At 56.2% G+C, this 14,195-nt stretch carries 13 protein-coding genes; 11 read left to right on the top strand and 2 right to left on the bottom strand.

The genetic code is table 11. The features are described from left to right. On the bottom strand, nucleotides 1–364 hold a 364-nt coding region (locus tag K5905_RS11890; protein ID WP_297583992.1), incomplete at its 3' end, for a helix-turn-helix domain-containing protein. A gap of 283 nt (nucleotides 365–647) precedes the next feature. On the opposite strand from K5905_RS11890, the gene K5905_RS11895 reads away from it, so the two are divergent. Genes K5905_RS11895 through K5905_RS11915 form a run of 5 tightly spaced genes read left to right on the top strand, consistent with a single transcriptional unit; the run spans nucleotide 648 to nucleotide 6,447 of the window. Then, the gene (locus K5905_RS11895; protein WP_297583994.1) at nucleotides 648–1,583 is read left to right on the top strand and encodes a tripartite tricarboxylate transporter substrate-binding protein; all 936 of its coding nucleotides are present in this window, start codon (nucleotides 648–650) and stop codon (nucleotides 1,581–1,583) included. 54 nt (nucleotides 1,584–1,637) lie between these two features. Continuing rightward, on the top strand, nucleotides 1,638–2,177 hold the full coding sequence (locus K5905_RS11900; RefSeq protein ID WP_297583996.1) for a tripartite tricarboxylate transporter TctB family protein: 540 nt from the start codon (nucleotides 1,638–1,640) through the stop codon (nucleotides 2,175–2,177). Nucleotides 2,178–2,184: 7 nt separating this feature from the next. Then, nucleotides 2,185–3,705: a tripartite tricarboxylate transporter permease gene (locus tag K5905_RS11905; protein ID WP_297583998.1), complete on the top strand. Its 1,521-nt coding sequence runs from the start codon at nucleotides 2,185–2,187 to the stop codon at nucleotides 3,703–3,705. 8 nt (nucleotides 3,706–3,713) lie between these two features. Next, on the top strand, nucleotides 3,714–5,201 hold the full coding sequence (locus K5905_RS11910; protein WP_297584000.1) for an aldehyde dehydrogenase: 1,488 nt from the start codon (nucleotides 3,714–3,716) through the stop codon (nucleotides 5,199–5,201). A 13-nt stretch (nucleotides 5,202–5,214) separates the two neighbouring features. Then, entirely contained in the window at nucleotides 5,215–6,447 is a 1,233-nt protein-coding gene (locus tag K5905_RS11915; RefSeq protein WP_297584003.1) for a Tm-1-like ATP-binding domain-containing protein, read from the top strand. A 6-nt stretch (nucleotides 6,448–6,453) separates the two neighbouring features. On the opposite strand, the gene K5905_RS11920 is transcribed toward K5905_RS11915, so the two are convergent. Beyond that, nucleotides 6,454–7,368 carry a LysR family transcriptional regulator gene (locus K5905_RS11920; protein WP_297584006.1) on the bottom strand — a complete coding sequence of 305 codons (915 nt, stop codon included), beginning with the start codon at nucleotides 7,366–7,368 and terminating at the stop codon, nucleotides 6,454–6,456. 107 nt (nucleotides 7,369–7,475) lie between these two features. Here K5905_RS11920 and K5905_RS11925 point away from each other — a divergent pair, with 107 nt between their 5' ends. From K5905_RS11925 to K5905_RS11950, 6 genes are all read left to right on the top strand, one after another. After that, entirely contained in the window at nucleotides 7,476–8,453 is a 978-nt protein-coding gene (locus tag K5905_RS11925) for an ABC transporter permease (RefSeq protein WP_297584009.1), read from the top strand. Further along, nucleotides 8,450–9,346: an ABC transporter permease gene (locus tag K5905_RS11930; RefSeq protein ID WP_297584012.1), complete on the top strand. Its 897-nt coding sequence runs from the start codon at nucleotides 8,450–8,452 to the stop codon at nucleotides 9,344–9,346. Before K5905_RS11925 ends, K5905_RS11930 begins: the two co-directional genes overlap by 4 nt. Then, the gene (locus tag K5905_RS11935; protein WP_297584013.1) at nucleotides 9,346–10,326 is read left to right on the top strand and encodes an ABC transporter ATP-binding protein; all 981 of its coding nucleotides are present in this window, start codon (nucleotides 9,346–9,348) and stop codon (nucleotides 10,324–10,326) included. The genes K5905_RS11930 and K5905_RS11935 overlap by 1 nt, the downstream gene beginning before the upstream one ends. After that, nucleotides 10,323–11,342, top strand: coding sequence for an ABC transporter ATP-binding protein (locus K5905_RS11940; RefSeq protein ID WP_297584016.1), 1,020 nt, complete (start codon nucleotides 10,323–10,325; stop codon nucleotides 11,340–11,342). Before K5905_RS11935 ends, K5905_RS11940 begins: the two co-directional genes overlap by 4 nt. A gap of 28 nt (nucleotides 11,343–11,370) precedes the next feature. Continuing rightward, complete coding sequence (locus K5905_RS11945) at nucleotides 11,371–12,948, top strand: ABC transporter substrate-binding protein (protein ID WP_297584018.1); 1,578 nt, start codon at nucleotides 11,371–11,373, stop codon at nucleotides 12,946–12,948. Between the two features lie 26 nt (nucleotides 12,949–12,974). After that, nucleotides 12,975–14,195, top strand: a 1,221-nt coding sequence (locus K5905_RS11950; RefSeq protein ID WP_297584020.1) for a CocE/NonD family hydrolase, incomplete at its 3' end; no start/stop codon positions are given.

A 14,195-nucleotide genomic window follows, 5' to 3' on the forward strand; every position in this document is an offset into this window, starting at 1 on the left:
CCCTGGTCCCGTGGATCAAGGCATCATGATGATAGAGCGGTGACAGATGATCGCCTTCGCGTAGCGAGACATGCACCAGTTCTCCAAGTTCGCTTGCAAGCCGTTCCACAACGGGAGCGGCCAGCGTGCGCGCGGGGAAAAGCCGTTCGCGGACAGCAGCCAATCGCAAGATCGCCGGGCCCAGGCGGTACCCTTTGGTGACCGGGTTCTGTTCCAGAAAGCCATTTGCCGCAAGCTCGATCAGGTGGCGGTGAACCGTCGCCTTGTCCTGACCGGAAAGCGTTCGGAATTCGGTCAGGCCGATTTCCGGATGGTTCGGCGAAAAGAAGTTCAAAAGGTTGAGCGCCTTAGTGATCGTGCCCATCGATTTTCAGGTCCGTTTCAAAGTCGGTTTTCGATCTGCAACGACAAGGTCATCGTCGTTCGGTCGCATTTATCTTGACAGATAGTTTCATATGAAACAATATTTATTTGATACTCGAGGTTCATTATTTGAACCATCCGTGAGTGTAGCGTCATTCCATCCGCCTTCCGATTGGAGGTTGACAAATAATTATTTAATATGACAATATTTAACAACGCAAATAAAAAATGACTGAGACCGGCCAAAAAGGCTGGCGAGTACCAACCAGATGAGGGACTTCGAAATGAAAAAGCATGCGATTGCCCTGACTGCGGCAAGCTTGATGAGCGTGACGGCAGCTCTCGCCGACTATCCGGAAAAGCCTGTCTCCTTCATTGTCCCCTGGCCTCCGGGAGACCTGGAAGACGTCCTGACCCGGCTGATTGCCGATGAATTTCAGGAGATGTATGGCGTTCCGGCTGCTGTCGTGAATAAGCCTGGTGGCGGCGGCGGCCCATTTCCGGGCGCGGTTGAGGTCGCGACTGCTCCTGCAGATGGCTACACGATCGGATCTTTCGTAACAGACGTGCCAATCGGTGGTCCGCAGATCGGCATTCCGGAATTGTCACCCAATCCATTCGACCCGGTCGGGATCTTCATGACCTATCCGTTTGTGATCGCCGCCGGGGCGAACGCGCCTTACAGCTCCTGGGAGGAGCTTGCCGAATACGCAAAATCGAATGATGTTGCACTCGGTCACTTCGGTTCTTTCCTGCCGCCGACCAAAATCACGTTCGCCGCTGCCAAGACTTCTGATTTCGACTTTGCCAGTGAAGCTGCATTCGACGAGCTGACCTGCAACACGCTGGCCTCCGGCGACGTCGATGTCATCAACACCACTATTCAGCAGATCCTGCCATGCCTTGGTGATATCAAGATATTGGCAAGCATCGGAAACGAGCGGACGTCCCTGACACCGGACGCGCCAACCGTAAAGGAAATCAATCCCGATCTGTCGGTTGCGCTCTGGAACGGCCTGTTTGTCCATAAGGATGTGCCGCAGGAGGCGCGGGACAAGATCGCCGCGGCTGCCCAGGCTGCTCTGCAGAAAGAAAAGGCGCAGAACCTGATCGGCGAAACCGGAGTATTGATCTATTGGCAGGATGCGGAGGCTTCAAGCAAGCAGATCGAGTCCGACGCTGCCGCCATCGGAAAAATCTCCGATTTGATCGAGCAGTAGGTTGTTGCCTCCAGACGGCACATTTGTGCCGTCTGGCGATTGTGGAGGGCAGTCGTGGCGCATATTAAAACTCTGCAGGAGCTGTTCAAACGCTATCGCCGCCCGGGTGATATTGTCTTTGCGATCCTGTTTCTCGCACTTTCGCTTTTTCTCCTGTCGCAGATTTTTGCGGAAACGGCATGGGTCAAACGCACCAACTGGTACGCCCAGCCAAGGTTCTGGCCAGCCGTTTCCCTGATCGGCATGGCAATCTTCGCCTGTTTTCATTTTATCGGCTCGGTGTGTTCACCAAGGCTTCCAGGCCGCTGGAAAGAGGTCGGCTTCTGGCTGAGTTCACTCGAATACGTCCTCTATTTTCTTGTCTATGTCGTGCTGGTGCCTCAACTCGGCTATCTGCCCTCGACCGTGCTCTTCACGCTGTTTCTCACTCTTCGTGTCGGAGAAAGGCGAGTGGTCAATCTCCTGTCCGCAACAGGTTTTGCAATTGCAGTTGCGGTCGTGTTCCGCGCGTTCCTTCAGGTCAAAATTCCTGCCGGACGCATTTATGAAGTCCTGCCGGACGGTATCCGCGCCTTTGCGCTAATCTATCTTTGAGGCGCACATGGAAACCCTTTTCTCCGGATTGTCTCTACTGGCGCAATGGCAGGTTCTCGTCGCGCTTGCCATCGGATCTGTCGGTGGTGTCATCATTGGGGCGATCCCCGGTGTCGGTGCCGCGGTCGCAATCGCGATCCTGCTGCCGGCAACATTTGCCTTTGAACCGATTGTCGGACTGACGCTGCTGCTCGGGGTCTACGGATCCTCCATGTATGGCGGCGCCATTCCCGCCATCTTGATCAATACACCCGGTACCGCCGTCAACGCGCTCACTACCTATGACGGATATCCGATGACCAAAAAAGGACAAGGCCATCGTGCCCTGTCTCTTGCCTATTCGGCATCCTTCTTCGGTGGCATTTTTTCTGTTCTCTGCCTGATCGTGTTGTCACCGGTTCTGGCAATGATTGCACCGCATTTCGGCAGTCGGGAAATTTTTCTGGCAGCACTCATGGGTATCATCCTGGTGATCGTTGCCCACCGGGGGCAAGTCTTTGCCGCGGGCATGCTGGCCTTTTTCGGCATTTTCATCAACACGATCGGACTGGAACCTGCGAAATACACCAAGCGTTTCACTTTCGATCAGAGCTGGCTTGCTTCGGGGATCGACCTGATTGTCGTGGTTCTTGGCCTGTTTGCGATCTCGCAGGCTTTGCTTCTTTTGGTCGACAGGGAACACAAGCCCCGTTCAGCCAATGTCGAGGGCAATCTATTTGCTGGCCTCAAGGATCTCTTCGGTTTCAAGCGAATTGCCTCAGCGTCGTCGGGCATTGGTGTGCTCATGGGCATGATCCCGGGTGTGGGCGAATTCACAGCGCAGTTCCTGTCCTACACCTACGCACAAAAAACCTCGAAAAACCCGGATCTCTTCGGTAAGGGGTCTCCGGAAGGTCTGGTTGCTTCAGAAGCCGCCAACAATGCGGTTCCAGGAGCGGCGATGATCCCGCTTCTTGCACTGGGCATTCCGGGCGAAGCGCTGACGGCAATGATGCTGTCCGTCTTTTATGTCCACAATGTCATTCCCGGTCCGCAGCTCTTTCAGGGCCAGCTCGATTTTGTTGTCGCGCTCTATCTGGCTCTGATTCTGTTGAACGTGATCGTACTGATCTTCCTGCTGTTCTCGACGAACCTTCTTTTGAAGATCATTCAAATTCCGACCCGCTTCCTTGGCGTGATGATCCTGACCCTGTCCTTTGTCGGTGTCTATTCGTTGCGCAATTCCGTGACCGACTGCGCAATCGCGGCCGGGTTCGGGGTTTTCGGACTGATCCTCAAGCGGCTCAACCTGCCGATCGTGCCGATTATCCTTGGAATGGTCCTGGGCGGTATCATGGAAGTGAAGCTTCGCAGCGCCATGGCTCGGGTCAAGTCACCGCTCGATTTCATAGACCGCCCGATCGCGGCAGTCCTCTTCCTTCTGATCATCGGCATTCTGGTTCTGCATGTCCGCACCGTGATACACGAGCACAGAACCCGTCGCCAACAGGAAAACGAAACATCTGACATGTCGACCCAGCAAGGATAAACCAAACAATGCTTGACCAGTCCGCCATCGACGCCTTGCGTCATCAGCCGGTCGCCGCGCAGGGTCATTTCCATGACGGCAAATATGTTGCCTCCGAAACAGCCGAGACCCTCGAGGTTCTGTCTCCGGTCGATGGTAAGGTCCTTACTTCGCTGGCATCCGGCTCGGCAACGGACATGGATCGTGCGGTGGCAAGTGCCCGCAAGGCCTTTGAAGATGGCCGCTGGTCAAGGACAGCGCCGTCTCATCGCAAGAAAGTCCTTTTAAAACTTGCGGATCTGATCGAGCGAGACGCCCTGAAGCTGACGGTTCTCGGTGTTCGTGACAATGGTACGGAAATCAACATGGCCTACAAGGCCGAGGCTCTCTCCGCCGCCGCAACTTTCCGCTATTACGCCGAGGCGATTGACAAGGTTTATGGACAGGTGGCGCCGACCGCAGAGAATGTGCTCGGTCTCGTGCATCACGCGCCGGTTGGAGTTGTCGGGGCGATCGTTCCCTGGAATTTTCCGCTGATGATTGGTGCCTGGAAAATTGCACCGGCGCTGGCAACCGGCAACTCCATCGTTCTAAAGCCAGCGGAAACCGCGTCTTTGTCGCTGCTCAAACTGGCGGAACTGGCCTCCGAGGCTGGCGTTCCGGATAGCGTCTTCAACGTCGTGACGGGCCCGGGGGCCGTCGTTGGCGAGGCGTTGGCGCTGTCGATGGACGTGGACGTTCTGGTGTTCACCGGTTCCGGGGCGACGGGCCGTCGACTGTTGAACTATTCGGCGGCTTCCAACCTGAAGCGCTGCTATCTGGAATTGGGCGGCAAGTCTCCGAATATCGTTTTCAATGACGCTCCGGATCTTGCCCAGGCGGCGAAAGTGTCCGCCGCTGGGATTTTCCGCAATTCCGGTCAGGTCTGTGTCGCCGGGTCCAGGCTTCTGGTCCAGGAAGACATTCACGACGATTTCGTCGCCGAGATCTGTGCCCACGCTGAGGCCTTCCGGGTGGGAGACCCGCTCGATCTGGAAACACAGATCGGGGCAGTGCACAGCCTGGGCCAGCTGGAAGCCGACCTTCGGTTCGTCCGGACCGCTGAGGTGGAAGGGGCTGAGCGACGCACGGGGGGAAGTCGGATTCTCTCTGAAACCGGTGGCTATTACATGCAGCCGACCGTCATGACCGGTGTGAAGCCGGCGGACACGATTGCACAAAGGGAAGTTTTCGGGCCGGTTCTGGCTGTCACGGCATTCAAGGACGAGGCCGACGCCATCCGCATTGCCAACGGTACGGACTACGGTCTGGCTGCAGGGATCTGGACCTCGAACCTCAGCCGGGCCCATCGCATGATCGGCGCGATCCGTTCCGGGGTGATTCACGTGAATACATATGGCGGGTCGGACCTGACGGTGCCGCTCGGCGGCGTGAAGCAATCGGGCAATGGGCATGACAAGTCCCTGCATGCGCTGGAAAAATATGTCGACCTGAAGACCGCGTGGATCCAGCTTTAACGAAAGAATGACGATGACCAAAACCATCCTGTCAATCGGCACCTATGACACGAAGAATGCCGAGCTGGAATTCATTCAGTCCTGTATCGAGGAACAGGGTGGCAAGATCGTCACCATGGACGTGAGTGTTCTGGGCGATCCCGAAAAGCCAACCGATGTTTCCAAGCATGACGTTGCCGAGGCAGGCGGCATGTCCATTGCCGAAGTGATTGCGCTTGGCGACGAGAACAAGGCCTTCCAGGTGATGGCCCGGGGCGCAGCTCGGCTGGTGGTTGAAGCCTGGCAGGCGGGCCGGTTCGACGGCATGATTGCGCTTGGAGGGACCATGGGAACCGACCTGGCGCTCGATTGCGCCCAGGCCCTGCCTCTCGGTGTTCCCAAGTTCATTGTCTCGACCGTCAGCTTTTCTCCCTTGATCGCACCGGACCGGTTAGCGCCGGACATCCAGATGATCCTTTGGGCTGGTGGGCTCTATGGTCTCAATTCGATTTGCAAGTCTTCGCTTGCCCAGGCGGCGGGTGCCGTACTCGGTGCTGCCAAAGCCGCCCAGCCACCCGACACCAGCCGTCCGCTGGTGGGCATGACCTCACTCGGCTCAAGCTGCCTGAAATACATGAAAATCCTGAAACCGGCCCTGGAAGACCGGGGTTTTGAGGTTGCCGTCTTCCATTCGACCGGAATGGGGGGCATGGCTTTTGAAAGCCTTGCCCGGCAAGGGGCGTTCTGCTGCGTGATGGATTTTTGCCTGCAGGAATTCGGCAACATGCTTGCCGGATCCCTTGTCAGCAGCGGTAATGACCGATTGATCAATGCAGGGAAGCGGGGCATTCCGCAGATCGTTGCACCGGGCGCTCTCGATCTGGTCGATTTCGCCGGCTGGCAACAGCTTCCGGAGGCCTATGCGGATCGGCCTTATCACGAGCATAACCGCTTGATCAAAAGTTCCGTTTTCACACCCGATGAGCGACGGCGCTGGGTACATGAACTCGCAAATCGTCTCCAGAGTGCCCAGGGTGAGGTGCATTTTCTGCTCCCACTTGAAGGCATCGAGGAATGGGATAGGGAAGGTCAGGAAGCACATGATCCTGAAGGCCTGCAGGCTTTTATCGATGAAGCCCGGACTGTGTTGCCCCGCAACGTGCCGGTGACAGAAGTCGAGGGTCATATCAATGATCAGTCTTTTGCCGACGCAGCGCTTGCAATCTTCGATGACTGGGTGCGCCAGGGCGTCATCAAAACGGCCTGAACCGTATCATTCGGCGGCGTCGTTGGTCTGACGCCGCTGAGTGACGTGCGTTGCAACCGTATCGTTGAACTTCTTGAGCAAAATGGCCTTTTCCGAAAACGGGGAAGAAACGCAGACGAACCTGTGCATGATCTCCGGTTTGAAACGGCGTGCAGCCAGGCCAAGTAGATCCAGATAGTCTTCCGCCATCAGCTGATTGACGATCGATAATCCCAGTCCCTCGGCAACCATGCGGCATGCTGGACCAACCCCACCCACCTCGAAGGCGAAGTTGGCTGTCAACTTCTGGTCCCGGAAGGCAAGTTCGATCTTTTCCCAATAATCAAGGCCCGTGCCGAGCCGTATCATTGGCTGGTTGCCGATATCCGATGGTTGGATGTGATCCTTGCCCACAAGCGGGTGATCCTTTGGCATCAGAACCACGGACGGTGCATCACACATGGGCTGCACCAATACGCGTTTGTCGAGAACCGGCAGCTTTGTGATGCCGATATCAAGATCTCCCTCAGCGACTTCCGTCACGATTTCCTGGTAGGATCTGAATCTCAATTTGATTTTCAGACCCGGCAAGTCTGTCCGCAGCGCTTTGGACACTTTTGGCAATAGCGTCATGCTCAAAGATCGTGGTGCTCCGATCGTAAATTGCCTGTCCGTGCCAAAATCCGACCCCTGCGCGGTGAAGCGCTGGTAGGCATCCAGCAACTCGCGCGCGAGTTCCGCCAGTTCGTCGGCACGCTCTGTCGGATGCAGGCGGCCATTGGCTCTTACGAACAATACGGTTCCCATCTCATCCTCAAGGCGGGCAATGTTCGCCGAAATCTGGGACTGGGATTTGCCCAGTGTCCGGGCAGCTCGAACCGTAGACCCGTGCGTGTAGACGGCAAAGAAAGCCCCGACCTGGGCGATGGATGGAAAGGCCACTTGGATCTCCTGAATCTATCGGAAAAGCCGATATACTTATCACTAAATATAGTAAGATTGACGATTTCCTGACAAGGGCGCACCTTCAGCTCAAAGAGGAGGCTTCGTTGGCTGCTTATCTGTTGCAACGAGTATCGCAGGCGGTGATTGTCCTGCTGCTTGTTTCCCTACTGATCTTCATGGGCGTTTACGCGATCGGTGACCCGCTTGAACTGCTTATCTCTCCTGAGACGACCGAGCAGGATATGGCTCTTGCGCGTGCTGCCCTTGGATTGGACAAGCCCATCTGGGTTCAATACTGGCTGTATCTGAAAGGATTGCTGCACGGCGATCTTGGCGTGTCCTTTGTCTACAACACGCCGACGATAGAGCTCATCCTGCAACGACTTCCCGCAACAGTCGAACTGGGCCTGGTGGCCTTTCTGTTTTCATTGATCATCGGTTTGCCCCTTGGTCTTATCGCCGGCTACTACTCCGACAAGCCGGTCGATGACGCCATCATGAATGGCTCGATTTTCATGTTCTCCCTGCCGAACTTCTGGCAGGGCCTGCTTCTGATCCTGGTATTCGCCGTATCCTTGAACTGGATGCCTGCAGGCGACCGAGGAGAAGTCGGTACGTTTCTCGGTATACCAACAAGTCTGGTTACCCTGGATGGCTGGCGGCACATATTCCTGCCTGCCTTCAATCTCGCGCTGTTCAACGCGGCGCTGATCATCCGGCTGACCAGATCGTCCATTCAGGAAGTGATGTCGAGCGAATACATTCGTTACGCCCGTGCGAAGGGTCTGACGAACCGCCGCATCCTGCTCCGTCATGCCTTTCGAAACATCCAGATCCCGCTTGTCACCGTTCTCGGGTTGGAACTGGGAAATTTGCTGGCTTACGGGATCATAACCGAGACTGTCTTCGACTGGCCCGGTATGGGGCAGCTGTTGATCAACTCAATTCGCCTGAGCGACAGGCCCGTTGTTGTCGGCTATCTGCTTGTCGTCGTGACGCTGTTCATCATCATCAACATGGTTGTGGATGTCCTCTACACACTGCTCGATCCGAGGATCAAAATCGATGGAGGCCGTGCATGACGTCTCTCATCGCCAAAACGCTAGGGGCAATGGGCCTAGTCCGAATGATGCGCACGCGCAGCCCCTTTGCCTTCGTTTGCCTGATCATACTGACCATTGTCTGCCTGATGTCGGCAGCGGCGCCGTTGATCGCGCCGCAGGATCCCTATGACAACGTGCAGGTTGATTTCTTTGATGCCAATCTTTCCCCAGGGTCAGTGTCCGCGAATGGGGCGATCACCTACATTCTGGGCACAGATGCGCTGGGTCGGGATTTGTTCTCGGCAATCCTCTATGGACTGCGCACCTCCCTGACCATTAGCGGCCTCGCAGCCATTCTTGCGCTGGTGATCGGATCGCTTGCCGGTCTTTCCTCAGCCTTCTTCCGGGGCTTCACCGAAACCGTGATCATGCGTGCTGTCGACATCAAGCTCGGCTTTCCGACAATCCTGGTCGCGCTGATCATCATGGCGATTTTTGGAGCCGGTTTCTTCAATCTCGTGGTCGCACTGGTTCTGGCGCAGTGGCCTTATTATGCGCGCACTGCCAGATCCGCCGCTCTTGTGGAAATGGGGCAGGAATACATGGATGCCGCCAGGTGTCTGGAATTGCCGGTGCGGCGGTTGATCCTGGTGCATCTCCTGCCGAACTGCCTGCCACCTCTGCTTGTTGTTTTCACCCTGCAGCTGGCACATGCCGCGGCAATAGAAGCCTCGCTGTCTTTTCTGGGGCTGGGTGTGTCGATCGAGCAACCCTCCCTCGGACTTCTGATCGCCAATGGATCAAAGGAAATCCTGTCCGGTCACGACTGGCAGCTAATTTTCCCGGGGCTGGCTCTCGTCATCCTGATCTTCACTATCAACATCGTCGGAGACCGTTTGAGGCGGATTCTGAACCCCAAGGAGCGCCAGTGATGTCGGATCAGTCCCCCGTTCTTTCCGTGCGTGATCTGGTGACCGAAATCCGGCTTTCAGAGCGTCATGTCAATCTGGTCCGTGGCGTAAGTTTCGATCTTTACCCGGGTGAAGTTCTTGGTGTTGTTGGAGAATCCGGAAGCGGCAAATCAATGACAGGGTCATCGATCATGAACCTGCTCGAGCCTCCCCTACGCATCGCGGGTGGATCTGTCTGCATGGCCGACCGAGACCTCACCACCCTGCCTGCGGAAGAGATGCGAGAACTTCGCGGTGATCGCGTTGCCATGATCTTCCAGGACCCGATGGTCTCCCTCAATCCGGTTCTGACGATCGGCGAACAAATGATCGAGGCGGTAAAGGCGCACCGCAAAGTGTCGACCAATGACGCACGCGACTTGGCAATCAAAGCCTTGCAGAAAGTTGGAATTCCATCACCTGAAAAGCGACTGAAAGGCTACCCTCACGAGTTTTCAGGCGGCATGCGTCAACGTGTCGTCATCGCGATCGCGTTCCTTAACAATCCAGACATCATCATTGCCGATGAACCCACCACGGCACTGGATGTGACCATCCAGGCGCAAATCCTGTCGGAAATCCAAAAGCAGGCACGCGAAAGCGGTACTGCTGTCATATGGATCACCCATGATCTTGCGCTTCTGTCCGGTTTTGCCGACAGGGTGATGGTGATGTATGCCGGCGAAATCGTGGAGGCCGGTTCGACGGCCGATTTGATCAGCAGTCCAAGGCATCCATACACCCAAGCCCTCATCGGCGCGATCCCGACACCTGACCGCGACACACTTGATATCCTGGAGGGTTTCCCTCCCGACCTTTTCAATGACCAGAGCGGCTGCAGTTTTGCGCCCCGATGTGTCTTTGCGAAGGACAGGTGCCGCTCGCAGATACCAGAACCGGCTGGTGAAAATCTCTCCAGAGCGCGCTGCTTTTTTCCATTACACCACGAGGAAACGACATGACTTCCGATATTCCTTTGTTGGAGCTGAAGGACATTTCCCGTCGTTTCACCAGGTATGACGGGTTCTTCCATCGTCTCGCACGTGCTGCTCATGTCGGCCAGCCGGTCGAAAACCTTGTTGCCCTCAGCGGGATCAACCTGAGTGTCTTCAAAGGTGAGACCGTCGGTATTGTCGGTGAATCGGGCTGCGGCAAGACGACCCTTGGGCGCATTGTCGTCCAGCTGTTGAATCCGAGTTCCGGCAAGGTCCTGTTTCAGGGAAAGAACATTGTCGGGATGCCCGAAGCCGAGGCCCGACAAGCCAGGCTGAAACTGCAGATGGTCTTTCAGAATCCGCATGCGACGCTTAACCCAAGGCGGCGGATCGGGGACACGATCATCGAGGGAGCCCTGGCGCACGGGCTAGTTTCCCGGAAAGACACGCAAGAAGCGACTGCCGCGGCGATGATGCGAGTCGGTCTCCAACCGGATCTTGCAAATCGTTTTCCTCATGCACTTTCGGGAGGGCAGCGCCAGCGTGTCGGCATCGCACGGGCTCTTGCCGTTGAACCGGAATGCGTCGTGTTTGATGAGGCGGTGGCCGCACTGGATGTTTCGATCCAGGCGCAAATCCTGAACCTGCTGGTGAACCTGCGCAAGGACACTTCGTTCACCTCGGTCTTCATCAGTCACGATCTCAATGTCGTCCGCTACATTTCCGATCGCGTGGTGATCCTGTATCTTGGTCAGGTTGTTGAAGTCGCGCCAACCAGACGGCTGTTTCAACGTCCTCACCATCCCTACTCCCGCGCGCTGTTGGCGGAAGCGCCGAAACTGGATCCCCGAAAACGGGAATTCCAGACCATCAAGGGCGAGTTGCCATCACCGCTCAATCCGCCAGCCGGTTGCCAGTTTCATCCGCGATGCCCGCTTGCAATGGACATCTGCAAACGCGCTGCACCACCCATCAGGTCGTTGGACAAGGACCACCTCGTGGCTTGCCATCTTGACGATGGCGCGGCGCAAGAAGCCGCATGAAAACAGTATTTAGGGAAGGAGCAATGACATGAAATTCCGCAACAGACTGCTGTGTGCCGTGACAATGTTCGGTTTGGGGCTGGGGTTCCTGCCGGCAAGCGCAGAGACGCTCAAGCTCGCGCTTGCGCAGGAGCACCAATCCGTAGATCCGCACTTTTCGAGGACCTCGCCGAACCGGAACACAGCCGAGCAGATTTTTGAAGCGCTGGTGACCATTGACGAGAACATGCAGATGCAGCCGCAGCTGGCGGAATCCTGGACAGCAGTTGACGATTTGACCTGGGAAATCAAATTGCGGCCTGATGTTCTGTTTCATGATGGAACCGCATTTGACGCGGCAGATGTGATTTCCTCGGTCAACAGGATTCCAAACGTTGAAAACTCGCCGGCCTCCTTTGTCAGCGCTGTCGCGTCAATCGAATCCATGGAAGCTGTGGACGACCACACCCTGTTGATCAAGACAAAGGAACCGACACCCAATCTCATGGAACTGGTCGGGAGTGTTTACATCATTCCGTCCGAGCTGGGTGTCAGTATCAAGAGTGCGGATTTCGACGCCGGTTCGGCTGCCATTGGTACCGGCCCATATTCCTTCGTTTCATGGACCCCAAACGAGAGCCTGGTCCTGAAACGACACGATCAATATTGGGGAAACGCTCCATCCTATTCAGACGTGGTTGTCCGCTACATTCCGAATTCTACGGCTCGGGTCGCGACGCTGATTGCCGGAGATGTCGACGCAATCGACAAGGTTCCGCCGTCCGATATAAGCGCGATCGAACGCCGTGGAGGACTCAAGCTGGCCAATTCGGTGTCGGGACGTGTGATCTATCTGCATCTGGATTCAGATCGGGATGTAACCCCGCATATAACCGGACCGGAAGGAGAGGAGATCAAAAACCCTCTCAAGGACGCCCGTGTCCGCAAGGCTCTGTCAATGATGATTGACCGTTTCCTGATATCGACACGGATCATGCAAGGTGCCGCGACGCCAACGGGACAAATGGTTCCCGAAGGATTCAGCGGGTTCAATCCTGATATTGCCGCGCCGGAGGCGGATCTCGCAGCAGCGAAGAAGCTGCTTGCAGAGGCAGGTTATCCGGATGGATTCTCGGTTACCATTCACGGTCCGAACGACCGGTATGTGAACGATGCCAAGGTCATTCAGGCGATTTCCCAGCTTTTTGCGCGGGGTGGTCTGAAAAGCAAAGTCGAAGCCATGCCCAAGAACATCTACTTCAAATCGGCTTCCAAGCGGGATTTCAGTGTTTTCCTGGTCGGTTTCGGAACCTCTTCGGGCAATTCCGGCCGCGGCTTACTCCAGGTTCTGGGAACCTATGACAAGGAAGCAGGAAAAGGCACGTTCAACCGCGGGAGGTTTTCAAATCCGGAATTCGATGCGGTGATGGCAGAAGCGGTGACTTCGTTCGATGACGCCCGACGTGAGGAATTGCTCAGACAGGCGGCTGAAATCGCGTTTACCGACGAGCAGGGCATCATCCCGCTGTATTTTGAAAAATTGATCTGGGCCACGCGAGACGGCATCGACTTCGATACCCGTCCGGTGGAGCGGACGCTCGCCCAGAGTTTTCACCCGCAGGGTTGAGCCAAACCGCACTGGAGCAATTCAAAATGAGTAATTCCATTGGATTCGCGCCGGAGATCCGGCGCGAATATGCCGAGGTTGTTCCTATGCGGGACGGGGTTAGGCTTGCAACGGATATCTACCTGCCGGACGGAGCAGACACCTTCCCGGTGATCATCGAGCGAACACCTTATGATCGCCGGGGGGTGTCACGGTCCGAAATTTCGATCGGCAGACGACAACCGTTCACGCGGGTGGACGTTGCGCAACATTTCCGGAAGCTGGGCTATGCGGTTGTCATGCAGGATGTGCGGGGTCGATACGGATCGGAAGGGCGTTTCTCGAAATATGTAAATGAGGCAGAGGATGGCTACGATACCTATCAGTGGATCGTGAACCAGCCCTGGTGCGATGGCAGGATATGCTCGATCGGATTGTCCTATGGTGGACATACCCAGCTCGCTGCTGCTTGCGCTGGTGCACCGGGGCTGTCGGCCATGTTTCTCGATACGGGCGGGCTCCTCAACGCATTTGAACACTCGGTCCGATGCGGTGGCGCATTTGAACTCAAACAGCTTACCTGGGCCTATAAACACGCCAAGATCTACGCCGAACAGATCGGTGATACAGAGGCGCTAAAGCATCTGCAACAGCTCGATCTGATTGCCTCCCTGCGCGACAATCTCTGGCGGCGTGGGAATTCTCCGCTTGCTGCCTTTCCCGCTTATGAGGACTATCTGCTGGATGTATGGGAAATGGATCGGCCAAGCGAAAAATGGTTGAGTCCGGCGACCTGTGCCGAGCGCTGGCTGCATAATATACCTGATATACCCATCTTCCTTCTGGGCAGCTGGAACGATCCTTATGCGCGTTCCATGACATTGTTGTATCAGGCCCTGCGAGACAGGCTGACTGCCCCTTTGAAACTGGTCATGGGGCCCTGGCTTCACGGCCGACGCAGTGATCGACATGCGGGCGAGGCAGACTATGGGCCGCAATCCACGCTTGATCATCTGGCTGGCTGCGATTTTCTGGAACTCCGGCATCGCTGGTTTGATTTCGCGTTGAACGGCGGACCGGATTTCTGGCCCGCGCCTGTCTCCTATTACGAAATGGGGGGCGGAAGCCTTTCCATCACCAGGGACGACCTGTCGGTCGGTGGGCGTTGGTGTCAGGACAGCAGCTGGCCACCGTCTAACAGCGCGCTGGTGGTGTGCTATCCCGACGAAGAGGGGGGATTGTCTGCGACACCACCACCAGAACATGCG

It is taken from the genome of Roseibium sp. (assembly GCF_025698965.1).
Lineage (GTDB): Bacteria > Pseudomonadota > Alphaproteobacteria > Rhizobiales > Stappiaceae > Roseibium.

Excerpts from the sequence above, each read along its gene's own strand:
- K5905_RS11895 (WP_297583994.1), top strand. The coding sequence starts at position 648 with ATGAAAAAGCATGCGATTGCCCTGACTGCGGCAAGCTTGATGAGCGTG.
- K5905_RS11905 (WP_297583998.1), top strand. The coding sequence starts at position 2,185 with ATGGAAACCCTTTTCTCCGGATTGTCTCTACTGGCGCAATGGCAGGTT.
- K5905_RS11910 (WP_297584000.1), top strand. The coding sequence starts at position 3,714 with ATGCTTGACCAGTCCGCCATCGACGCCTTGCGTCATCAGCCGGTCGCC.
- K5905_RS11915 (WP_297584003.1), top strand. The coding sequence starts at position 5,215 with ATGACCAAAACCATCCTGTCAATCGGCACCTATGACACGAAGAATGCC.
- K5905_RS11930 (WP_297584012.1), top strand. The coding sequence starts at position 8,450 with ATGACGTCTCTCATCGCCAAAACGCTAGGGGCAATGGGCCTAGTCCGA.
- K5905_RS11935 (WP_297584013.1), top strand. The coding sequence starts at position 9,346 with ATGTCGGATCAGTCCCCCGTTCTTTCCGTGCGTGATCTGGTGACCGAA.
- K5905_RS11940 (WP_297584016.1), top strand. The coding sequence starts at position 10,323 with ATGACTTCCGATATTCCTTTGTTGGAGCTGAAGGACATTTCCCGTCGT.
- K5905_RS11945 (WP_297584018.1), top strand. The coding sequence starts at position 11,371 with ATGAAATTCCGCAACAGACTGCTGTGTGCCGTGACAATGTTCGGTTTG.